This is a genomic window from Citrobacter sp. XY323 (genome assembly GCF_025106035.1).
GTDB classification, from domain to species: Bacteria; Pseudomonadota; Gammaproteobacteria; order Enterobacterales; family Enterobacteriaceae; genus Citrobacter; species Citrobacter braakii.
This window is the reverse complement of the sequence record NZ_JANYUK010000019.1, coordinates 40,910-61,892: the sequence shown is the minus strand read 5'-3', so window position 1 is coordinate 61,892 and position 20,983 is coordinate 40,910. Positions and strand designations below refer to the sequence as shown.

Genomic DNA, 20,983 nt, shown 5'->3' with positions numbered 1-20,983 from the left:
TCGATGTGAAAGTACTGACTGTATTTGGTACGCGACCGGAGGCCATTAAGATGGCTCCTCTGGTTCATGCGCTGGAAAAAGATCCTGATTTTGAGGCGAAAGTTTGCGTTACGGCGCAGCATCGGGAGATGCTCGATCAGGTGTTGAATCTTTTTTCCATTGTACCTGACTACGATCTCAATATTATGCAGCCAGGTCAGGGACTAACAGAAATAACCTGCCGCATCCTGGAAGGGTTAAAGCCTATTTTGGCTGAATTCAAACCCGATGTGGTGTTGGTTCATGGTGATACCACAACCACGATTGCTACCAGTCTGGCCGCGTTCTATCAGCGCATCCCGGTGGGGCATGTAGAGGCTGGTTTACGTACAGGCGATCTCTATTCACCATGGCCGGAAGAGGCTAATCGTACGCTGACCGGGCGTCTGGCAATGTATCATTTTGCCCCAACAGAAAACTCGCGCCAAAATCTGTTACGAGAAGCTATCCCTGATGATCGTATTTTCGTCACGGGTAATACGGTTATTGACGCGTTGATCTGGGTTCGGGATCGCGTACTGGGAAATGAGACGCTGCGTGCGGATCTGGCCGAACGTTATCCTTTCCTGGATGCTGATAAAAAGATGATCCTGGTGACCGGTCATCGTCGGGAAAGCTTCGGTCGCGGTTTTGAGCAAATCTGTCATGCCCTGGCGGAAATAGCCGCGTCTAACCAAAATGTGCAGATTGTCTATCCGGTACACCTGAACCCTAACGTCAGTGAGCCGGTCAATCGCATCCTGTGTCACGTTGAAAATGTGGTGTTGATTGAACCGCAGGACTACCTGCCATTCGTATGGCTGATGAATCACGCCTGGCTGATCCTTACTGATTCCGGCGGGATTCAGGAAGAAGCGCCGTCTCTGGGGAAACCTGTGCTGGTGATGCGTGAAACAACAGAGCGCCCGGAAGCTATTACCGCAGGGACTGTACGCCTGGTAGGTACAGACCCACAGCGGATTGTTGAAGAAGTCACGCGTTTACTGCATGACGACAATGAATATCAGATCATGAGCCGCGCCCATAATCCGTATGGAGACGGGCTGGCATGTGACCGCATTTTAGAAGCATTAAAAAATAATCGGATATCGCTATGAGTTTTACGACCATTTCTGTCATTGGGCTGGGTTATATCGGACTGCCAACGGCGGCTGCCTTTGCTTCCCGTCAAAAACACGTAATTGGCGTAGATATAAATCAACATGCGGTGGATACCATTAATCGCGGTGAAATTCACATCGTTGAGCCCGATCTGGGTGCGGTGGTGAAAACGGCGGTCGAAAATGGGTTTTTACGTGCGAGCGCGACACCCGTAGATGCTGATGCGTATCTGATTGCGGTGCCTACCCCGTTCAAGGGAGATCATGAACCCGATATGGTCTACGTAGAAGCCGCGGCGAAATCTATTGCGCCAGTTTTGAAAAAAGGCGCATTGGTGATTCTGGAATCCACCTCACCTGTCGGGGCAACTGAACAGATGGCCGCATGGCTTGCAGAAATGCGGGCTGACCTGACTTTCCCGCAGCAGGTCGGTGAACAGGCGGACGTTAACATTGCTTATTGCCCAGAGCGCGTACTGCCGGGTCAGGTAATGGTCGAACTGATTAAAAACGATCGGGTGATTGGAGGAATGACCTCCGTCTGTTCCGCGCGCGCCAGCGAGCTGTACAACATCTTTCTCGAAGGCGAATGTGTGGTAACCAACGCCCGCACCGCAGAAATGTGTAAGCTGACGGAAAATAGCTTTCGCGATGTCAATATCGCCTTCGCCAATGAACTGTCGCTGATTTGTGCCGATCAGGGGATCAACGTCTGGGAACTGATTCGCTTGGCAAACCGCCATCCACGCGTGAATATTTTGCAGCCCGGCCCTGGCGTAGGTGGACACTGTATCGCGGTCGATCCGTGGTTTATCGTGGCGCAGAACCCGCAGCAGGCGAAATTGATCCGCACCGCGCGTGAGGTAAACGATGGTAAACCGCATTGGGTGGTCGATCGGGTAAAGGCTGCCGTAGCCGACTGTCTGGCGGATACCAACAAACGGGCTAGCGAAGTGAAAATTGCCTGTTTTGGTCTGGCATTCAAACCCAATATTGACGATTTGCGTGAAAGCCCGGCGATGGGAATTGCGCAGAATATTGCGCAATGGCACAAAGGCGAAATGCTGGTGGTGGAACCGAACATCCATCAACTGCCGAAAAAACTGGATGGTCTTTGCCAACTGGCGACGCTGGACGATGCTCTGGCACGTGCTGATGTGTTGGTCATGTTGGTTGACCATAATGAATTTAAAGGCATCAAAGGCGATGCGGTTCAACAGCAGTACATCGTTGATACCAAAGGGGTCTGGCGCTAATGAAACGAATTCTGGTTACCGGTGGAGCGGGATTTATCGGCTCGGCGGTTGTGCGACATATCATTCATGATACCGAGGATGCGGTGGTTGTGGTCGATAAGCTGACCTACGCCGGAAACCTGATGTCGCTGAAGCCGGTTGCGCAGAATTCCCGTTTTGCCTTTGAGAAAGTGGATATTTGCGATCGGGCATCGCTCGACAGGGTGTTTCAACAATATCAGCCGAACTGCGTGATGCATCTGGCTGCAGAAAGCCATGTCGATCGTTCAATTGATGGTCCCGCCGCCTTTATCGAAACCAACATTGTGGGAACCTACACGCTGTTGGAAGCGGCGCGCGCTTACTGGAGTACATTAGCCAGCGAGGAAAAATTGGCGTTTCGTTTCCACCATATCTCGACTGACGAGGTGTATGGCGATCTCCATTCCACAGATGATTTCTTCACCGAAACCACGCCGTATGCGCCGAGCAGCCCTTATTCCGCGTCGAAAGCCAGCAGCGATCATCTGGTTCGCGCCTGGCTGCGTACCTACGGTCTGCCAACGCTGATTACCAACTGTTCCAATAACTATGGTCCGTACCATTTCCCGGAAAAACTGATTCCGCTGATGATCCTCAACGCACTGGCGGGCAAACCGTTGCCGGTATATGGCAATGGTCAACAGATCCGTGACTGGTTGTATGTAGAAGATCACGCCAGGGCGCTCTATTGCGTGGCGACGACGGGCACGGTTGGGGAAACCTATAATATTGGTGGCCATAACGAGCGTAAAAACCTGGATGTTGTCGAAACGGTTTGCAGCCTGTTGGAAGAGCTGGCTCCGCATAAACCGCAGGGCATCGCGCAGTACCGCGACTTGATCGCTTTTGTGGACGATCGCCCAGGCCATGATTTGCGTTACGCCATTGACGCTTCAAAAATTGCGCGTGAACTCGGGTGGATGCCGCAGGAAACGTTTGAAAGTGGAATGCGCAAAACCGTGCAGTGGTATCTGGATAATCAGGCATGGTGGAAACCCGTGCAGGACGGCAGTTACCAGGGCGAACGTTTAGGTCTGAAGGGCTAACAGCCTGGTTTTGCGGAGGAGACAACGCATGAAAGGTATCATTCTGGCGGGTGGCTCAGGTACTCGCCTGTATCCCATTACGCGGGGCGTATCGAAGCAACTATTGCCCATTTACGATAAGCCGATGATTTACTACCCGCTATCGGTACTGATGCTGGCGGGAATTCGCGAAATCCTGATTATCACCACTCCGGAAGATAAAGGCTATTTCCAGCGTTTGCTGGGCGATGGATCTGAGTTCGGCATTGAACTGCACTATGCTGAGCAACCGAGCCCGGATGGATTAGCGCAGGCTTTTATTATCGGTGAAACGTTTCTTAACGGTGAACCATCGTGCCTGGTGTTAGGGGACAACATCTTCTTTGGTCAAGGATTCAGTCCAAAACTGCGTCATGTGGCCGCCAGAACGCAAGGCGCGACGGTGTTTGGCTATCAGGTCATGGACCCTGAACGTTTTGGTGTTGTTGAGTTTGATGACAATTTTCGCGCAGTCTCTCTGGAAGAGAAGCCGAAAGCGCCGAAATCTAATTGGGCGGTGACAGGGCTCTATTTTTATGACAGCAAAGTGGTGGAATACGCGAAACGCGTGAAACCTTCTGAGCGTGGGGAGCTGGAGATTACGTCTATCAACCAGATGTATCTTGATGACGGACATCTGACGGTTGAATTGCTTGGGCGTGGCTTTGCCTGGCTGGATACCGGTACGCATGACAGTTTGATCGAAGCGAGCACTTTTGTGCAGACGGTGGAGAAACGCCAGGGCTTTAAAATAGCCTGTCTGGAAGAAATCGCCTGGCGTAACGGCTGGCTGGATGACGAAGGCGTGAAGCGTGCCGCCAGTTCACTGGCCAAAACGGGTTATGGCCAATACCTGCTGGAGCTGCTCCGTGCTCGTCCGCGCCAGTATTGAGCCGCTTAGCTGGGAAAATACGTTCTTTGGCGTGAATAGCGCCATTGTCCGTTTTGACCAACGCGCGCCGGTTTTAACCGCGGATGCGTTGCTGCCCTGGTCGCGTGTACAAGCAAAAATACTTGCCGCAAATAGCCATGAATTAGATGCTCTGCAGCATTTGGGTTTCTCACTGGTAGAAGGTGAAGTCGATTTTGTACTGCCGGTGACGTGTGCCAGTTGCGACCCCGGTGCGCAGGTCGCGCAAACTACGGATATCCCGGTATTACGCCATCTGGCAGGACAGGCATTTGCGCAAAGTCGTTTTCGCGCCCCGTGGTATGCCGAAGATGCCAGCGCGCGTTTCTACGCACAGTGGATTGAAAACGCGGTGCTGGGGACGTTTGATCACCAATGCCTCATTTTTCGTAAACCGACTGGTGAGATTCGTGGCTATGTCTCGCTGCGTGAACTGAATGCGACCGAGGCGCGAATTGGCCTGCTGGCCGGGCGTGGTGCGGGTGCAGAACTGATGCAGGCCGCGCTTTGCTGGGCACAGGCCCGCGGTAAAACAACATTGCGTGTGGCGACCCAAATGGGCAACACCGCCGCGCTTAAACGTTATATACACAGTGGTGCGAATGTGGAAAGCACCGCGTATTGGTTATACAGGTGACACGATGATTCCATTTAATGCACCGCCGGTGGTGGGAACTGAACTCGATTACATGCAGTCTGCGATGAATAGCGGCAAACTGTGTGGTGACGGTGGCTTTACCCGTCGCTGTCAGCAGTGGCTGGAGCAGCATTTTGGCAGCGAGAAAGTGCTGTTGACGCCCTCCTGCACCGCATCGCTTGAGATGGCGGCATTGCTGCTGGACATCCAGCCTGGCGATGAAGTCATTATGCCGAGCTACACGTTTGTCTCTACGGCCAATGCCTTCGTGTTGCGCGGCGCGAAAATCGTCTTTGTTGATATCCGTCCGGATACCATGAACATTGACGAAACGTTGATTGAAGCGGCGATCACCGATAAAACCCGCGCTATTGTGCCGGTTCATTACGCGGGCGTGGCCTGTGAAATGGATACCATCATGGGGCTGGCCACTAAACATAACCTGTATGTGGTGGAAGATGCTGCCCAGGGCGTCATGTCGACCTACAAGGGGCGTGCGCTGGGTACGATTGGTCACATCGGCTGCTTTAGCTTCCATGAGACCAAAAACTATACCGCAGGCGGGGAAGGTGGAGCGACGCTGATTAATGATAAAAAATTAGTCGAGCGTGCAGAAATCATCCGTGAAAAAGGGACGAACCGTAGTCAGTTTTTCCGCGGCCAGGTAGACAAGTATACCTGGCGTGATATCGGTTCCAGCTATTTGATGTCCGATCTGCAGGCGGCTTATCTGTGGGCGCAGTTGGAAGCGGCTGATCGTATTAACCAGCAGCGTCTGGCGCTGTGGCAAAAGTATTACGATGCCCTGGAACCGCTGGCGCGTGCCGGGCGTATTGACCTGCCTTTGATACCGGAGGGTTGCGTACAGAATGCGCATATGTTTTACATCAAACTGCGCGATATCGACGATCGCACGGCGTTGATTAACTTCCTGAAAGAAGCTGAAATTATGGCGGTGTTCCACTATATCCCGCTGCATGATTGCCCGGCTGGCGATAAATTCGGCGTGTTTGCCGGTGTTGATCGTTACACCACCAAAGAGAGCGAACGCCTGCTGCGTTTACCGCTGTTCTACAATCTGTCGCCGGTGAACCAGCGAACAGTCATTACGACCTTACTCAACTACTTCGCCTGATATGTCGCTTGCAAAAGCGTCCTTATGGACGGCGGCCAGTACGCTGGTAAAAATTGGTGCAGGTTTGCTGGTTGTGAAGTTGCTGGCGGTGTCGTTTGGCCCGGCAGGCGTGGGGCAGGCGGGTAACTTCCGCCAGATGGTCACCGTGCTTGGCGTGTTGGCGGGGGCCGGCATTTTCAATGGCGTCACGAAATACGTTGCGCAGCATCATGACGATCCGGCCCGGCTCCGTAAGGTGGTCGGTACGTCTTCCGCGATGGTGCTGGGATTCTCTACGCTGATGGCGGTGATTTTTTTGCTGGCGGCCGCACCTATCAGTCAGGGATTATTTGGTCATACTCATTATCAGGGGCTGGTTCGACTGGTTGCGCTGGTGCAGATGGGCATTGCCTGGGCGAACCTGCTGCTGGCGCTGATGAAGGGCTTCCGCGATGCGGCGGGTAACGCGCTGTCGTTGATTGTGGGGAGCCTGGTGGGTGTAGCGGCTTATTATGGCTGTTATCGCCTGGGAGGGTATGAAGGCGCCTTGCTGGGCCTGGCGCTGGTACCTGCGCTGGTCGTTCTCCCTGCCGCTATAATGCTGATTAAGCGTGGGACTATCCCCCTGCATTACCTGAAACCCTCGTGGGATAACGGTCTGGCAGGGCAGTTAAGCAAGTTTACGCTGATGGCGCTGATTACCTCCGTAACGCTGCCAGTGGCATACGTGATGATGCGAAACCTGTTGGCGGCGCAGTACAGCTGGGATGATGTGGGGATCTGGCAGGGGGTGAGCAGTATCTCCGATGCTTATCTGCAATTTATCACCGCCTCATTCAGCGTTTACTTGCTGCCGACGTTGTCGCGTTTGACTGAAAAGCGCGATATTACACGCGAAGTGATAAAGTCGTTGAAATTCGTGCTGCCGGCGGTTGCTGCCGCAAGCTTTACCGTCTGGCTACTGCGCGATTTTGCTATCTGGCTGCTTTTCTCCGCTAAATTCACCGCCATGCGCGACCTGTTCGCCTGGCAACTGGTCGGTGATGTGCTGAAAGTCGGCGCCTATGTTTTCGGTTATCTGGTGATCGCGAAAGCGTCGCTGCGGTTTTATATCTTGGCAGAAATTAGCCAGTTCATGTTATTGACGGCGTTTGCACATTGGCTGATCCCTGCACATGGTGCGCTGGGCGCGGCACAGGCTTACATGGCAACGTACATTGTCTATTTCTCTCTTTGTTGTGGCGTGTTTTTACTCTGGCGTAGGCGGGTATGACTGTACTGATTCACGTTCTGGGATCGGATATCCCTCACCATAACCAAACCGTGCTGCGGTTTTTCAACGACTCGCTGGCCGCGACGAGCGAGCACGCGCGCACGTTTATGGTTGCAGGTCAGGATGCCGGATTCAGTGAGAACTGCCCGGCGTTATCGCTAAGCTTCTATGGTGGGAAAAAGGCGCTGGCTGAAGCGGTTATCGCGAAAGCAAAAGCGGATCGCCAACAGTGTTTTTTCTTCCACGGTCAGTTCAACACCAGCCTGTGGTTAGCGCTGCTGAGCGGGGGAATTAAACCGGAGCAGTTTTACTGGCATATCTGGGGCGCGGATTTATATGAAGTCTCCAGTGGACTGAAATTTCGACTGTTTTACCCCATTCGCCGTATGGCGCAGAACCGTGTGGGCTGCGTATTTGCCACGCGGGGTGATTTGAGCTATTTCGCCGAACAGCATCCGCGCGTGCGTGGCGAGTTGCTCTATTTCCCAACGCGGATGGATCCCTCGCTCAATAATATGAGCAACGCGTGTCAGCGCAGCGGCAAGATGACGGTGCTGGTTGGCAACTCTGGCGATCGCAGCAATGAGCATATTGCCGCGCTACGCGCCGTCCATCAGCAGTTCGGCGACACGGTGAATGTGATTGTACCGATGGGGTACCCCGCCAATAATGCGGCTTATATCGACGAGGTTCGTCAGGCCGGCCTGGCATTGTTTAGCGCTGAGAATCTGCAAATTTTAAGTGAAAAGCTGGAATTTGATGCCTATCTGACATTATTACGTCAGTGTGATTTGGGTTACTTTATTTTTGCCCGTCAGCAGGGGATCGGTACCCTGTGTTTACTGATTCAGGCCGGTATCCCGTGCGTGCTCAACCGTGAAAATCCCTTCTGGCAGGATATGGTGGAACAGAATCTCCCGGTGTTATTTACCACTGATGAGCTCAATGAAGGCGTCGTACGCGAAGCGCAGCGCCAGTTGGCATCGGTAGATAAAAATTCAATCACCTTCTTTAGCCCGAATTATCTGCAGCCGTGGCACAACGCGCTGCGCATTGCTTCAGGAGAAACCATATGAGCCTGATGCAATTTAGCGGTCTGCTGGTGGTATGGCTGCTCTCCACCTTGTTTATCGCCACGCTGACCTGGTTTGAATTCCGCCGCGTGCGTTTTAACTTCAATGTTTTCTTCTCACTGCTGTTTTTGCTGACGTTCTTCTTCGGGTTCCCGTTGACCAGCATACTGGTGTTCCGTTTTGATGTGGCAGTGGCTCCGCCGGAGATCCTACTGCAGGCCTTGCTGTCAGCCGCCTGTTTCTATGCCGTCTACTACGTGACGTATAAAACCCGCCTTCGCAAGCGAGTCGAGGATAAGCCACGCAGGCCGCTATTTACCATTAATCGCGTTGAAGCGCATTTGACCTGGGTTATCCTGATGGCGATTGCATTGGTGAGCGTGGGCGTCTTCTTTATGCACAACGGATTCCTGCTGTTCAGACTGCAATCCTACAGCCAAATTTTTTCCAGCGAAGTCTCTGGCGTCGCTCTGAAGCGTTTCTTCTACTTCTTCATTCCGGCAATGCTGGTGGTCTATTTCCTGCGTCAGGACAGCAAAGCGTGGTTATTCTTTCTGGTGAGTACCGTCGCGTTTGGTTTGCTGACCTATATAATTGTTGGCGGGACGCGCGCCAATATCATCATTGCGTTTGCCATCTTCTTGTTTATCGGCATCATTCGCGGCTGGATTTCGCTGTGGATGCTGGCCGCCGCGGGCGTGCTGGGTATCGTCGGGATGTTCTGGCTGGCGCTGAAGCGCTATGGGATGAACGTTAGCGGCGACGAGGCGTTTTATACTTTCCTGTACCTCACGCGGGACACTTTCTCGCCGTGGGAGAATCTGGCGCTGTTGCTGCAAAATTACCACAATATTGAGTTTCAAGGGCTGGCGCCGATTGTCCGTGACTTCTACGTCTTTATCCCCTCCTGGCTGTGGCCTGGGCGGCCGAGTATTGTCCTCAACTCAGCGAACTACTTTACCTGGGAAGTGTTGAACAACCACTCAGGTCTGGCGATTTCGCCGACGTTAATTGGTTCACTGGTGGTGATGGGCGGGGCGCTGTTTATCCCGTTAGGCGCGATTGTCGTTGGACTCATCATCAAGTGGTTTGACTGGCTGTATGAGTTAGGCAACCGCGAAACCAATCGCTACAAGGCGGCGATTCTGCACAGTTTCTGTTTTGGCGCTATTTTCAATATGATCGTGTTGGCACGTGAAGGGCTGGATTCGTTTGTCTCGCGAGTGGTCTTTTTCCTCGTGATTTTCGGCGTTTGTCTGCTGGTGGCAAAACTGCTGTTTTGGCTATTCGATAGTGCGGGACTCATCCATAAACGAATCAAATCGCTGCCCCGGACACAGATTGAAGGATCGTAATGACAGATAACACAACTGCGCCACTCTACTCGCTGCGCGGGTTACAATTGATTGGCTGGCGCGATATGCAGCATGCGCTAAATTACCTGTTTGCCGAGGGACATCTCAGGTCAGGAACGCTGGTGGCAATCAACGCTGAGAAGATGCTGACGGCAGAAGATAACCCTGAAGTGCGGGATTTGATCAACGCCGCTGAGTTCAAATATGCGGATGGGATTAGCGTGGTGCGCTCAGTGCGCAAAAAATTCCCGCAGGCGCATGTTTCACGCGTGGCAGGGGCTGATCTTTGGGAAGCGCTTATGGCGCGAGCCGGGCAGGAAGGAACGCCTGTCTTCCTGATTGGTGGCAAGCCTGAAGTTCTGGCGCAAACGGAAGCCAAACTGCGTGCCCAGTGGCGCGTGAACATTGTAGGCAGTCAGGACGGTTATTTTACCCCGGACCAGCGTCAGGCATTGTTTGAACGTATCCACGCCAGCGGTGCGCAGATTGTGACGGTGGCGATGGGCTCGCCGAAACAAGAGATCTTTATGCGTGACTGCCGGAAGATTCACCCTGAAGCGCTGTATATGGGCGTCGGTGGTACCTACGACGTCTTTACCGGTCACGTTAAGCGTGCGCCGCGAATCTGGCAGACTCTGGGGCTGGAGTGGCTGTATCGCTTATTGTCGCAGCCAAGCCGTATCACTCGTCAACTTCGCTTATTACGCTATCTCCGCTGGCACTATACCGGCAACCTCTGACGCCCTCCCTCCTTTGATAAGTAGCGTGATCTGCTAATTACGCTACTTATTCACAACATAATCGCTGCTTTCTCGCACAATCTATTTATTTTTTGAATGCTTTAATTGCCATTTAAGCGATTTTAGGAAACCATTCGCAACAATCATTGCAGTGCCGTGGTGTTTTTGACGCCAGCCGTTAAGCGGTCGGTGCCGTATGGCCTGTTATGGCATAACAAGATGTACCCATAACGAGAACCGGTAATACCGGACAGTATGCAAACACAACAAGAGGATTTATGGCCGAGAACAAACCTGAGCTACAGCGTGGGCTGGAGGCTCGTCACATCGAATTAATTGCCCTTGGGGGGACTATTGGCGTCGGGCTATTTATGGGGGCCGCCAGTACCCTGAAATGGGCGGGACCTTCGGTTCTGCTGGCATACATCGTCGCCGGGCTGTTCGTCTTTTTCATTATGCGTTCTATGGGGGAGATGTTATTCCTCGAGCCGGTTGCCGGTTCATTTGCTGTTTACGCTCATCGATATATGAGCCCCTTCTTTGGTTATCTCACTGCCTGGTCATACTGGTTTATGTGGATGGCGGTGGGGATATCAGAGATTACCGCTATCGGGGTGTACGTCCAGTTCTGGTTCCCGGAAATGGCACAATGGATACCCGCACTGATTGCTGTCGGACTGGTTGCGTTGGCAAATCTCGCCGCGGTTCGCCTGTATGGTGAAATTGAGTTCTGGTTTGCCATGATTAAAGTGACCACCATCATTGTGATGATCGTCATTGGATTAGGGGTGATTTTTTTCGGTTTTGGCAATGGCGGTCAGGCGATCGGCTTTGGCAACCTGACTGAGCACGGCGGCTTCTTTGCTGGTGGTTGGAAGGGCTTCCTGACGGCATTGTGTATTGTCGTGGCTTCTTACCAGGGCGTGGAGCTGATCGGCATTACTGCGGGTGAAGCGAAGAATCCGCAGGTCACGCTGCGTAGTGCAGTAGGGAAAGTGCTGTGGCGTATTCTGATTTTCTACGTCGGTGCGATTTTTGTTATCGTCACTATTTTCCCGTGGAATGAGATTGGCAGTAACGGTAGCCCCTTTGTTCTCACCTTTGCCAAGATTGGTATTACCGCCGCGGCAGGGATTATTAACTTTGTGGTCCTGACGGCGGCGCTGTCGGGCTGTAACAGTGGGATGTACAGCTGTGGGCGTATGCTTTACGCGCTGGCAAAGAATCGCCAGCTACCTGCCGCCGTTGGAAAAGTTTCGCGCCAGGGCGTGCCGGTTGCCGGCGTGGCTATTTCTATCGCGATCCTGCTAGTTGGTTCGTGCCTGAACTACGTCATTCCCAACCCGCAGCGTGTGTTCGTTTATGTCTATAGCGCCAGCGTGCTGCCGGGGATGGTGCCGTGGTTTGTTATTCTGATAAGCCAGATACGTTTCCGTCAGGCGCATAAAGCGGCGATCGCCAGTCATCCCTTCCGCTCGATTCTGTTCCCGTGGGCGAACTATTTGACGATGGCGTTCCTGATTTGCGTATTAATCGGCATGTACTTTAATGAAGATACCCGAATGTCGCTGTTTGTTGGCATTATCTTCTTACTGGCCGTGACGCTCATTTATAAGGTTTTTGGCCTGAATCGTCATGGCACAGCCCAAAAATTGCAGGAATAAGCGACAAAACGCACAAACCATGACCAAACGATAATTTATTTTAAAAAAGCACTAGACAGCAGACCGAGACCTCCGTAATATCCAGCCCCGCAACGGCGCTAAGCGCCCGTAGCTCAGCTGGATAGAGCGCTGCCCTCCGGAGGCAGAGGTCTCAGGTTCGAATCCTGTCGGGCGCACCATTTAGTAATGGTGCCGGAGCTGCGGTGGTTTTAATACCGCGTAAAAGATTTGCAGTGGTGGCTATAGCTCAGTTGGTAGAGCCCTGGATTGTGATTCCAGTTGTCGTGGGTTCGAATCCCATTAGCCACCCCATTAATTTAAAGTTGTGAAATGCGAAGGTGGCGGAATTGGTAGACGCGCTAGCTTCAGGTGTTAGTGTCCTTAGGATGTGGGGGTTCGAGTCCCCCCCCTCGCACCACGACTTAAAGAATTGAACTAAAAATTCAAAAAGCAGTAAAACGGCGAGTAGCGCAGCTTGGTAGCGCAACTGGTTTGGGACCAGTGGGTCGGAGGTTCGAATCCTCTCTCGCCGACCAATTTTGAACCCCGCTTCGGCGGGGTTTTTTGTTTTCTGATTTTCCCTTCTCAGCCTTTATTTCCCCGAATTTCCTGATGTCTTAAAAAGTCCGGTTCCATTGTTTTTGCAGTGCAATCGTGGCATGCCTTGTGCAATAATATACGGGTAGATGCTCATTCCATCTCTTATGTTCGCCATCTGGCCTCATAAACTCAGGAATGATGCAGAGCCGTTTACGGTGCTTATCGTCCACAGACAGATGTCGCTCTGGCCTCATCAAACACCATGGACATAACGTTGAGTGAAGCACCCATTTATGTTGTCATACAGACCTGTTTAACGCCTGCTCCAAAAGAGCGGGCGTTTTTTTATGCATATACACCTCATCCTTCAAGTCGCCTCGAAGCATCTCGAATGATTTGGTGTATATGAAATAACGGTAGGCCCGGTAAGCGAAGCGTCACCGGGCAAGAAGGAATTACTGCGGGGGATTGTTGTTCTGCAGCGTCAACATCAGGCCATCACGACGCATGGTGGCGGCTTCTTCCGGCTGATGCAGTCTGTCCAGCGCGTCAGCAAGCCAGGCGTAGTCATAGGCATCTGGACGCTGTTTGAGAGCGGCACGGAAGGCGAACGTGGCTTCCTGCCATTCGCCGTGCTTCATTAGCGATTGGCCCAGCGTGCTCCACAGTAATGGGCGATCGCCGACGGCTTTAATCTGCTGGCGCAACACTTTTTCTATCTGTTCCGGGTTGTTGGTTTTCAGACGCGGGATCGGCAGCACCAGGCGGTCGTCATACTGGCGTTTAAGACCATCAATGATGACCTGCTGCGCCGTATCGTGATCGTCACACTCAATCAGATGTTCAGCCATTGCCACCTGCAGGGCAACCTGGTGACGGGTTTTACGGTTCTGGTTTTTCCACCATGCACGTAGCCCCTCGCTGCCCTGATCGGCGCGAACCTGATCCATCAGACCAACCCATGCCTGCTGTTCCAGCATCGCGCGGTGCTCGTCATCACCCACGTGCGCTTTTGCCATGGATGGAATGATATCCAGTAACGAACTCCATGCACCGGTACGAATGTAGGCCTGTTCAGCCAGACGCAGCACTTCCGGATGACGTGGCGTCACTTCCAGCAGTTTATCTACGCTGTGGCGCGCGGCGTGATTTTCATTACGCGCCAACTGCAGGCGAACGCGAGTGATTTCTACTGGGATCGTATCATTTCCGGCCAGTTCGGTAGCACGCTCAAGGTGTTGGTTGGCACGAGCTTCGTCACCGCGCTGTTGAGCAGCTTCTGCCGCCAGCAGGTAATTCACTACCGGCTGTTCTGCATGATCGGCGTTTTTCGACATCAGCTTTTCAACCTGCTGATAATCGCCTTCTGCCAGCTTGAGCAGCGCCTGCTCCGTCTGCTTACGGGCGCGACGACGCTTCCGACCGACAAACCATCCGCGGGTATGCGCGCCAGTGCGGAAAATTCGGCGCAGCAGCCATTCAATCGCAAACAAGACGACCATTGCGACGATCAGAATGATCACCAGACCCGTCACGCTGGTTTCGATATTGTAATTATCCGTCTGGATCAGCACGTAGCCCTGATGACCGGCAATCATTGGACCGACAACGATCCCGGCGATCAACAGCACAAAGAGCAATAATACTTTAAGCATCATTATTCTCCTTGCGGCGCAGTTGCCGGAGTTTCAGCTGAAGGCGCAGGAGCTGCTGCAACCGGCGCTGTGGCAGGCTGTGCCAGTAAATTACGTACGCGGGTCTGCATGAGCTTGTCGAGAAGCGCCTGGCTCTGCAGCGTTTCCGGTACGTCCATGCTGATGCTTTGTTGGCTCAGTTGGTCTACCTCTTCAAGGAAAGCTTTGGTGGCTGCATCGTCGGTGTCGTAGTAGGCGCGCACCCAGGTGGAGACGTTTTCCAGCGCCTGGCGATATGTTTCCTCCTGATGACGTGGCACGGCCTGGGCAGCTACTAACAGGCGAGAACGGATATTTTCACGTAAGTAAACGTCCTGGTTCGGTGCCAGCAGCGGGACGGCGGTTTCATCACGACGGCGAACGGTGATAAAGCTGTCCATAAAGTTCTGCCAGCTTTTTTGCAGATTGACGCGCCATTCGCTGATCGAGCTGGAAAGCTCGCTACTGTCGGAATCCATCGGCGAATCGTCGGTGTCGTTGTCGGCCAGACGCAGGTTATCAATCTGGTTAGAGAGCTGATTCACTTTCAGGATAATGCCGTCATAGTCGACCTGAGTCACCGCAGAGAGGCTCGCGATATCGTCGGTAATCGCGCGACGGGCGGTAATCAGGCTTGGGTCATTCATATCCGCCAGGCTGGCGTCAGCGCTTTTCAGCAGCGCCGCGGCGGTAGTAACGTCCTGATCGCTCCATAATTTGCGACCGGCCAGTTTCACCAGAAAATCAGCCTGCGCCAGCAGCCATGTCCCGGCATCGCTGCCGGAGATAGTGGCGACTTTTTGCTGGACTTCGTCAAGCTGTTTGACCAGCGCGGCCTGCTGGCGAGCGGCTTCATCCAACTGCGTTGCCTGCTGCTTAATAATGCCTTCCAGCTCAGCTTTTTGGCTTTCTTGCGCTTTTTGCAACGCCGTAAGCTGGTTCGCCAGCGCATCGCTGGTTGCTGTCTGCGTTGTTGCCTGCTGTTTCCCCCAACCGTACAGCCCAACGCCTGCAGCCAGCGCAATAGCAATCGCCACAGCGCTCAGAATCAGCGCCGTGCTGTTCTTACTCTTTTTTTCAGTATTGACTGGCTGTGACGTGGTTTCCACGGCCTCCCTGGTCTCTTCAACCACGGCGGAGGATTTTTCTTGTTCCGTCATTATGGCATCCCATTATGAGAGTTATTGTAATGCGCGTAGTAGCGCATCGTTGTCGGCGTTATCAGCGACCTTAATATCTTGCCAGCCCAGTTCCCGGGCGAGGTGCGCCAGACGCTCACTGACGACCAGCAGCCGACAGCGTAGTAACCAGTGCTCACGATACCACTGCGGAATGAGCGACCAGAGCTGTTGTAGCATCTCTCCGCTGGTGACAACCACCGTGGTCACACCACGAGATTGCCAGCGCATCGCTTCTTCTGCACCATCGTAATATTTTGCACTGCGTTGATAACATTCACAAAAATCGACATCAGCTCCGCGTGCTGTTAGGGTTTCACCTATCAGCTCACGGCCACCATTGCCGCGTAATATAAGCGCGCGTTTTCCCGCAATATTTTGTAATTCAGGTAATTGTAGCAAGACTTCGCTAATTTCCCGATCCAGAGGGTAGTGAATATTGAAACCGCTAACGGTATGCAGCGCCAGCGCCGTTGTGCGACCAATGGCAAAATAACGCGGAAGGGAGGGCCAGCTTTTCCCTTGTTGCTGAAGTTCGGCATCTGCAAAGGTGACGGCGTGCTGCGAGAGGGTGAAGACCAGATCGTTTTCCGTCAGCGCCGACAGTCGGGAAGCCAGCGTTGCCAGTTCCCGACCGGGCGAAAACTCGATGAGCGGAAAGCTCCAGGCCACCTGCCCCAGTGTGCGCAGACGGCTCACTAACTCTTCCCCTGCGGGAGACGGGCGGGTGACCAGAATACTCATGCGGGGGCTTCTCCGTTGTAAACTTCAGCCAGAATGGTGCGCGCACCGTTCTCCAGCAGCTCTTCAGCCAGAGAGATGCCCATCTGTTCAGCATCCTGCGCGGCGCCGCGACGTTCTCCGCATACCATCTGCGAACCGTCAGGCGCGCCGACCAGCGCCCGCAGCCAAATCTCACCGTTAATGAGTTCTGCATAACTGCCGATAGGGACCTGACATCCCCCTTCCAGGCGGGTATTCATGGCGCGTTCGGCTTTGACGCGTAGCGCCGTCTCTTCATGGTTGAGCGGCGCTAACAGCGCCTGAGTGCGCATATCATCCAGTCGACATTCTATGCCAACTGCGCCTTGCCCGACAGCGGGAAGGGAGACTTCCGGCGGCAGAGCGGTGCGGACTCGCGACTCAAGACCTAAACGTTTTAATCCGGCGACCGCCAGAATAATGGCGTCATAATCGCCGTTATCCAGTTTGCTCAGACGCGTACCTACGTTACCGCGCAGTGAACGGATGACGAGATCCGGGCGACGCTTTGCCAACTGGCACTGGCGACGCAAACTGGATGTCCCGACGATACTGCCTGCCGGGAGTTCATCCAGCGTGTTGTACTTATTTGAGACGAAAGCATCACGCGGATCCTCTCGCTCGCAAATGGTGACCAGTCCAAGACCGTCAGGGAATTCAACCGGCACATCCTTCATGGAATGCACGGCGATATCGGCGCGTTTTTCCAGCAGCGCGACTTCCAGCTCTTTAACAAACAACCCTTTCCCCCCGACTTTCGCCAGCGGGGTATCAAGGATCACATCGCCACGGGTTACCATCGGAACCAGTTCCACGATCAGACCGGGGTGGTTTGCCATTAAGGCGTCTTTGACATAATGTGCCTGCCAGAGCGCAAGGGGGCTTTGGCGTGTGGCAATTCTCAAAACATTGTCTAACATGCTTGTTACCGTCATTATCAATCATTGACCATCCTAACATCCTTATCAAAGGGATGTCAGCGTTACGCTCAAACGTGAGTGAGAGGAAAAGGCGCTGCATCATCACTGGCAGTGAATAATGACGAGAAACCTCCCGACCGTATGAAGGAATTTACACGTAACGAACGGTGCTACACTTGTATGTAGCGCATCTTTCTTTACGGTCAATGAGCAAGGTGTTAAATTGATCACGTTTTAGACCATTTTTTCGGCTGTACAGCATAAAAAAATATGGGCGAAAAAACAGGTAACGGTTATTTTTGACATACGGTTTATCCGAATTGATGACGATTATTGTGAGCCCTTGTGCCGCAGCAATCGACAACATGACGGATAGCAACATCAGGCGATACGTCTTGTACCTCTATATTGAGACTCTGAAACAGAGACTGGATGCCATAAATCAACTGCGTGTGGATCGCGCGCTTGCTGCCATGGGACCTGCCTTCCAGCAGGTATACAGTCTGCTGCCGACATTATTGCACTACCACCATCCGCTGATGCCGGGTTACCTTGATGGTAACGTTCCCAAAGGCATATGCCTTTACACGCCTGATGAAACCCAACGCCACTACCTGAACGAACTGGAACTGTACCGCGGTATGTCACCGCAGGATCCTCCCAAGGGCGAACTGCCTATCACCGGCGTTTACTCAATGGGCAGCACCTCTTCGGTAGGGCAAAGCTGTTCCTCTGACCTTGATATTTGGGTCTGCCATCAATCCTGGCTGGATAGCGAAGAGCGCCAACTGCTGCAGCGTAAATGTAGCCTGCTGGAAAGCTGGGCCGCCTCGCTGGGCGTGGAAGTCAGCTTCTTCCTGATTGATGAAAACCGTTTCCGCCACAATGAAAGCGGCAGTTTGGGTGGTGAAGACTGTGGCTCGACGCAGCATATCCTGTTGCTTGATGAATTCTATCGCACCGCTGTGCGTCTCGCGGGTAAACGTATTCTGTGGAATATGGTGCCGGGCGACGAAGAAGAGCATTACGACGATTACGTCATGACGCTTTACGCACAGGGGGTATTAACGCCAAACGAATGGCTGGATCTCGGCGGACTCAGTTCGCTCTCCGCCGAAGAGTACTTTGGCGCCAGCCTCTGGCAGCTGTACAAGAGTATCGACTCCCCGTACAAAGCGGTATTGAAAACGCTGCTGCTGGAAGCTTATTCCTGGGAATACCCCAATCCACGCCTGTTGGCGAAAGATATTAAACAGCGCCTGCACGATGGTGAGATCGTCTCTTTTGGTCTCGACCCTTACTGCATGATGCTGGAGCGCGTTACCGAGTACCTCACGGCGATCGAAGACCCGACTCGTCTGGATTTAGTGCGTCGATGTTTCTACTTAAAAGTGTGTGAGAAACTGAGCCGCGAGCGCGCCTGCGTGGGCTGGCGTCGTGAAGTATTAAGTCAGTTAGTGAAAGAGTGGGGCTGGGATGACGCCCGTCTGACTATGCTGGATAACCGCGCTAACTGGAAGATTGACCAGGTACGCGAAGCGCATAACGAACTGCTCGATGCGATGATGCAGAGCTATCGTAACCTGATCCGTTTTGCCCGCCGAAATAACCTCAGCGTGAGCGCCAGCCCGCAGGATATCGGCGTGCTGACCCGTAAGCTGTATGCCGCGTTTGAAGCATTACCAGGTAAAGTAACGCTGGTGAACCCGCAGATATCTCCGGATCTCTCGGAACCGAATCTGACCTTTATCCATGTGCCGCCGGGCCGTGCCAACCGTTCGGGTTGGTATCTCTATAACCGCGCGCCTAACATGGACTCGATCATCAGCCATCAGCCGCTGGAATATAACCGCTACCTCAATAAACTGGTGGCGTGGGCCTGGTTCAACGGCCTGCTGACCTCGCGTACGCATTTATTTATTAAGGGCAACGGCATTGTTGATTTGCCGAAGCTGCAAGAAATGGTCGCCGACGTGTCGCACCACTTCCCGCTGCGACTGCCAGCGCCAACGCCGAAAGCGCTCTATAGCCCATGCGAGATTCGCCACCTGGCGATTATCGTTAACCTTGAATATGACCCGACGGCAGCATTTCGCAATCAGGTGGTACATTTTGATTTCCGTAAGCTGGACGTCTTCAGCTTTGGTGAAGAACAAAATTGCCTGGTGGGTAGCGTCGATCTGCTGTACCGCAACTCGTGGAATGAAGTGCGTACGCTGCACTTCAACGGTGAGCAGGCGATGATTGAAGCGTTAAAAACGATTCTCGGCAAAATGCACCAGGATGCCGCGCCGCCGGATAGCGTCGAGGTTTTCTGCTATAGCCAGCATCTGCGCGGTTTAATTCGCACCCGCGTGCAGCAACTGGTGTCTGAGTGCATCGAGTTGCGCCTCTCCAGCACCCGTCAGGAAACCGGACGCTTCAAAGCGCTGCGCGTTTCTGGTCAGACGTGGGGTCTGTTCTTCGAGCGCCTGAACGTTTCGGTACAGAAGCTGGAAAACGCGATTGAATTTTATGGCGCGATTTCACATAACAAACTGCACGGGCTTTCCGTTCAGGTTGAGACCAATCATGTGAAACTCCCGTCAGTGGTTGACGGTTTTGCCAGCGAAGGGATCATTCAGTTCTTTTTCGAAGAAACGGGTGATGAGCAGGGCTTTAATATCTACATTCTGGATGAGAGTAATCGGGCTGAGGTGTATCACCACTGCGAAGGCAGCAAAGAGGAGCTGGTACGCGATGTCAGCCGTTTCTACTCGTCGTCGCACGATCGCTTTACCTACGGCTCCAGCTTCATCAACTTTAACCTGCCGCAGTTCTATCAGATTGTGAAAACCGACGGGCGCGCGCAGGTGATCCCGTTCCGTACCCAGCCGATTAGCGCCGTGCCGCCCGTCAGTCAGGAAAACGACACTCCGCAGTTACAGCAGTATTTCTCGTGAGCATGATGCCGGATAAGCGAAGCGTATCCGGCAATAAAACTTAACGGAAGCTCACCTCTTCACCCGCCTGCTGTGTCGCCGCCTGTTCTAGCAGATCCCAGAACGTTTCGCCGCTACGATCGCAGATCCACTCGTCGCCTTTCAGGTCAAAGTGGTAGCCGCCCTGTTTGGTCGCCAGCCACACCTGATGCAGCGGCTCCTGACGGTTAATAATAATTTTGCTGCCGTTTTCGAAGCTGATGGTCAGCACGCCGCCGTTGATCTCACAATCGATATCGCTGTCGCCATCCCAGTCATCCAGACGCTCTTCAATGGTCATCCACAGGGTGTCAGCAAGGCGATGAAATTCACTGTCGTTCATTTTCTTATCCTGTTTTTCGTGATGACGGCAGTATAACCTGAAACAAAACGCGTTGCAGATTACAGGCTAACTCTTGCTTTTACGCCTTCTCCTGCGATGATAGAAAACAGAAAGCATGAACTTTACAGGCAATCGATAATGAAAAACGTGTTAAAGCCACTCGCTGTCATTTTTACTCTGTTCAGCCTGACGGGCTGTGGGCTAAAAGGCCCGCTCTATTTCCCGCCAGCAGATAAAACCGCGCCGCCTCCGACCAAGAGCGTTCAGCCGCAATCGCAATCCACCACGCCAGAAAAAAACGATCGTGGGATTAGTGACGGGCCTTCTCAGGTGAATTACTGACGTCAGGAATAGATGTATA

The 20,983-nt window shown here is 53.1% G+C and carries 18 protein-coding genes and 4 tRNA genes; 17 read left to right on the top strand and 5 right to left on the bottom strand.

Annotated elements, in window-relative coordinates:
- Positions 1-5 precede the first annotated feature (5 nt).
- The 15 genes from wecB to N0B36_RS22430 all read left to right on the top strand — a co-directional run bounded on the left by wecB (position 6) and on the right by N0B36_RS22430 (position 12,782).
- Positions 6-1,136, top strand: coding sequence for a non-hydrolyzing UDP-N-acetylglucosamine 2-epimerase (gene wecB / locus N0B36_RS22500; protein ID WP_259688992.1), 1,131 nt, complete (start codon positions 6-8; stop codon positions 1,134-1,136).
- Entirely contained in the window at positions 1,133-2,395 is a 1,263-nt protein-coding gene (gene wecC, locus N0B36_RS22495; protein ID WP_047358756.1) for a UDP-N-acetyl-D-mannosamine dehydrogenase, read from the top strand. The genes wecB and wecC overlap by 4 nt, the downstream gene beginning before the upstream one ends.
- Entirely contained in the window at positions 2,395-3,462 is a 1,068-nt protein-coding gene (gene rffG, locus N0B36_RS22490; protein WP_259688991.1) for a dTDP-glucose 4,6-dehydratase, read from the top strand. The genes wecC and rffG overlap by 1 nt, the downstream gene beginning before the upstream one ends.
- Positions 3,463-3,490: 28 nt before the next feature.
- Positions 3,491-4,372: a glucose-1-phosphate thymidylyltransferase RfbA gene (gene rfbA, locus N0B36_RS22485; protein ID WP_016155112.1), complete on the top strand. Its 882-nt coding sequence runs from the start codon at positions 3,491-3,493 to the stop codon at positions 4,370-4,372.
- A complete protein-coding gene (gene rffC, locus N0B36_RS22480) occupies positions 4,350-5,027 on the top strand; it encodes a dTDP-4-amino-4,6-dideoxy-D-galactose acyltransferase (RefSeq protein WP_200052407.1) in 678 nt (225 codons plus the stop codon). The genes rfbA and rffC overlap by 23 nt, the downstream gene beginning before the upstream one ends.
- A gap of 4 nt (positions 5,028-5,031) precedes the next feature.
- Complete coding sequence (gene rffA / locus N0B36_RS22475) at positions 5,032-6,162, top strand: dTDP-4-amino-4,6-dideoxygalactose transaminase (RefSeq protein WP_259688990.1); 1,131 nt, start codon at positions 5,032-5,034, stop codon at positions 6,160-6,162.
- A 1-nt stretch (position 6,163) separates the two neighbouring features.
- Complete coding sequence (gene wzxE, locus N0B36_RS22470) at positions 6,164-7,414, top strand: lipid III flippase WzxE (RefSeq protein WP_259688989.1); 1,251 nt, start codon at positions 6,164-6,166, stop codon at positions 7,412-7,414.
- A complete protein-coding gene (locus N0B36_RS22465) occupies positions 7,411-8,490 on the top strand; it encodes a TDP-N-acetylfucosamine:lipid II N-acetylfucosaminyltransferase (protein WP_259688988.1) in 1,080 nt (359 codons plus the stop codon). Before wzxE ends, N0B36_RS22465 begins: the two co-directional genes overlap by 4 nt.
- Positions 8,487-9,842 carry an ECA oligosaccharide polymerase gene (wzyE, locus tag N0B36_RS22460; RefSeq protein WP_103767360.1) on the top strand — a complete coding sequence of 452 codons (1,356 nt, stop codon included), beginning with the start codon at positions 8,487-8,489 and terminating at the stop codon, positions 9,840-9,842. The genes N0B36_RS22465 and wzyE overlap by 4 nt, the downstream gene beginning before the upstream one ends.
- Positions 9,842-10,582, top strand: a complete 741-nt coding sequence (gene wecG / locus N0B36_RS22455) for a lipopolysaccharide N-acetylmannosaminouronosyltransferase (protein ID WP_200108582.1) — start codon at positions 9,842-9,844, stop codon at positions 10,580-10,582. Before wzyE ends, wecG begins: the two co-directional genes overlap by 1 nt.
- Before the next feature lie 278 nt (positions 10,583-10,860).
- Complete coding sequence (thrP, locus tag N0B36_RS22450; protein WP_181626745.1) at positions 10,861-12,246, top strand: bifunctional threonine/serine APC transporter ThrP; 1,386 nt, start codon at positions 10,861-10,863, stop codon at positions 12,244-12,246.
- Between the two features lie 102 nt (positions 12,247-12,348).
- Positions 12,349-12,425, top strand: a tRNA-Arg gene (locus N0B36_RS22445).
- Positions 12,426-12,482: 57 nt separating this feature from the next.
- A tRNA-His gene (locus N0B36_RS22440) sits at positions 12,483-12,558 on the top strand.
- 20 nt (positions 12,559-12,578) lie between these two features.
- A tRNA-Leu gene (locus N0B36_RS22435) sits at positions 12,579-12,664 on the top strand.
- A gap of 41 nt (positions 12,665-12,705) precedes the next feature.
- Positions 12,706-12,782, top strand: a tRNA-Pro gene (locus N0B36_RS22430).
- A 459-nt stretch (positions 12,783-13,241) separates the two neighbouring features.
- Here the strand turns inward: N0B36_RS22430 and hemY are convergent.
- The 4 genes from hemY to hemC are packed head-to-tail and all read right to left on the bottom strand — an operon-like array spanning position 13,242 to position 17,319.
- Positions 13,242-14,441, bottom strand: a complete 1,200-nt coding sequence (gene hemY, locus N0B36_RS22425) for a protoheme IX biogenesis protein HemY (protein ID WP_047499566.1) — start codon at positions 14,439-14,441, stop codon at positions 13,242-13,244.
- Positions 14,442-14,443: 2 nt separating this feature from the next.
- Positions 14,444-15,619 (bottom strand): uroporphyrinogen-III C-methyltransferase, encoded by a 1,176-nt coding sequence (hemX, locus tag N0B36_RS22420; protein WP_019078439.1) that lies wholly within the window; start codon positions 15,617-15,619, stop codon positions 14,444-14,446.
- A 21-nt stretch (positions 15,620-15,640) separates the two neighbouring features.
- On the bottom strand, positions 15,641-16,381 hold the full coding sequence (hemD, locus tag N0B36_RS22415; RefSeq protein ID WP_259688987.1) for a uroporphyrinogen-III synthase: 741 nt from the start codon (positions 16,379-16,381) through the stop codon (positions 15,641-15,643).
- Complete coding sequence (hemC, locus tag N0B36_RS22410) at positions 16,378-17,319, bottom strand: hydroxymethylbilane synthase (RefSeq protein WP_141876191.1); 942 nt, start codon at positions 17,317-17,319, stop codon at positions 16,378-16,380. Before hemC ends, hemD begins: the two co-directional genes overlap by 4 nt.
- A 395-nt stretch (positions 17,320-17,714) precedes the next feature.
- Between hemC and cyaA the strand changes: the two genes are divergently transcribed.
- Entirely contained in the window at positions 17,715-20,261 is a 2,547-nt protein-coding gene (gene cyaA / locus N0B36_RS22405; protein WP_047499563.1) for a class I adenylate cyclase, read from the top strand.
- A 40-nt stretch (positions 20,262-20,301) separates the two neighbouring features.
- Here the strand turns inward: cyaA and cyaY are convergent, their stop codons facing one another.
- Entirely contained in the window at positions 20,302-20,622 is a 321-nt protein-coding gene (gene cyaY, locus N0B36_RS22400) for an iron donor protein CyaY (protein ID WP_003828967.1), read from the bottom strand.
- A 138-nt stretch (positions 20,623-20,760) separates the two neighbouring features.
- Here cyaY and lptM point away from each other — a divergent pair, with 138 nt between their 5' ends.
- Positions 20,761-20,964, top strand: a complete 204-nt coding sequence (gene lptM, locus N0B36_RS22395; protein ID WP_003017937.1) for an LPS translocon maturation chaperone LptM — start codon at positions 20,761-20,763, stop codon at positions 20,962-20,964.
- Positions 20,965-20,983 lie beyond the last annotated feature (19 nt).

What these genes read in the sequence shown, in the direction of transcription:
- wecC (WP_047358756.1), top strand. Translation starts at nt 1,133, where the DNA reads ATGAGTTTTACGACCATTTCTGTCATTGGGCTGGGTTATATCGGACTG.
- rffG (WP_259688991.1), top strand. Translation starts at nt 2,395, where the DNA reads ATGAAACGAATTCTGGTTACCGGTGGAGCGGGATTTATCGGCTCGGCG.
- rfbA (WP_016155112.1), top strand. Translation starts at nt 3,491, where the DNA reads ATGAAAGGTATCATTCTGGCGGGTGGCTCAGGTACTCGCCTGTATCCC.
- rffA (WP_259688990.1), top strand. Translation starts at nt 5,032, where the DNA reads ATGATTCCATTTAATGCACCGCCGGTGGTGGGAACTGAACTCGATTAC.
- wzxE (WP_259688989.1), top strand. Translation starts at nt 6,164, where the DNA reads ATGTCGCTTGCAAAAGCGTCCTTATGGACGGCGGCCAGTACGCTGGTA.
- N0B36_RS22465 (WP_259688988.1), top strand. Translation starts at nt 7,411, where the DNA reads ATGACTGTACTGATTCACGTTCTGGGATCGGATATCCCTCACCATAAC.
- wzyE (WP_103767360.1), top strand. Translation starts at nt 8,487, where the DNA reads ATGAGCCTGATGCAATTTAGCGGTCTGCTGGTGGTATGGCTGCTCTCC.
- wecG (WP_200108582.1), top strand. Translation starts at nt 9,842, where the DNA reads ATGACAGATAACACAACTGCGCCACTCTACTCGCTGCGCGGGTTACAA.
- thrP (WP_181626745.1), top strand. Translation starts at nt 10,861, where the DNA reads ATGGCCGAGAACAAACCTGAGCTACAGCGTGGGCTGGAGGCTCGTCAC.
- hemY (WP_047499566.1), bottom strand. Translation starts at nt 14,441, where the DNA reads ATGCTTAAAGTATTATTGCTCTTTGTGCTGTTGATCGCCGGGATCGTT.
- hemX (WP_019078439.1), bottom strand. Translation starts at nt 15,619, where the DNA reads ATGACGGAACAAGAAAAATCCTCCGCCGTGGTTGAAGAGACCAGGGAG.
- hemD (WP_259688987.1), bottom strand. Translation starts at nt 16,381, where the DNA reads ATGAGTATTCTGGTCACCCGCCCGTCTCCCGCAGGGGAAGAGTTAGTG.
- hemC (WP_141876191.1), bottom strand. Translation starts at nt 17,319, where the DNA reads ATGTTAGACAATGTTTTGAGAATTGCCACACGCCAAAGCCCCCTTGCG.
- cyaY (WP_003828967.1), bottom strand. Translation starts at nt 20,622, where the DNA reads ATGAACGACAGTGAATTTCATCGCCTTGCTGACACCCTGTGGATGACC.
- lptM (WP_003017937.1), top strand. Translation starts at nt 20,761, where the DNA reads ATGAAAAACGTGTTAAAGCCACTCGCTGTCATTTTTACTCTGTTCAGC.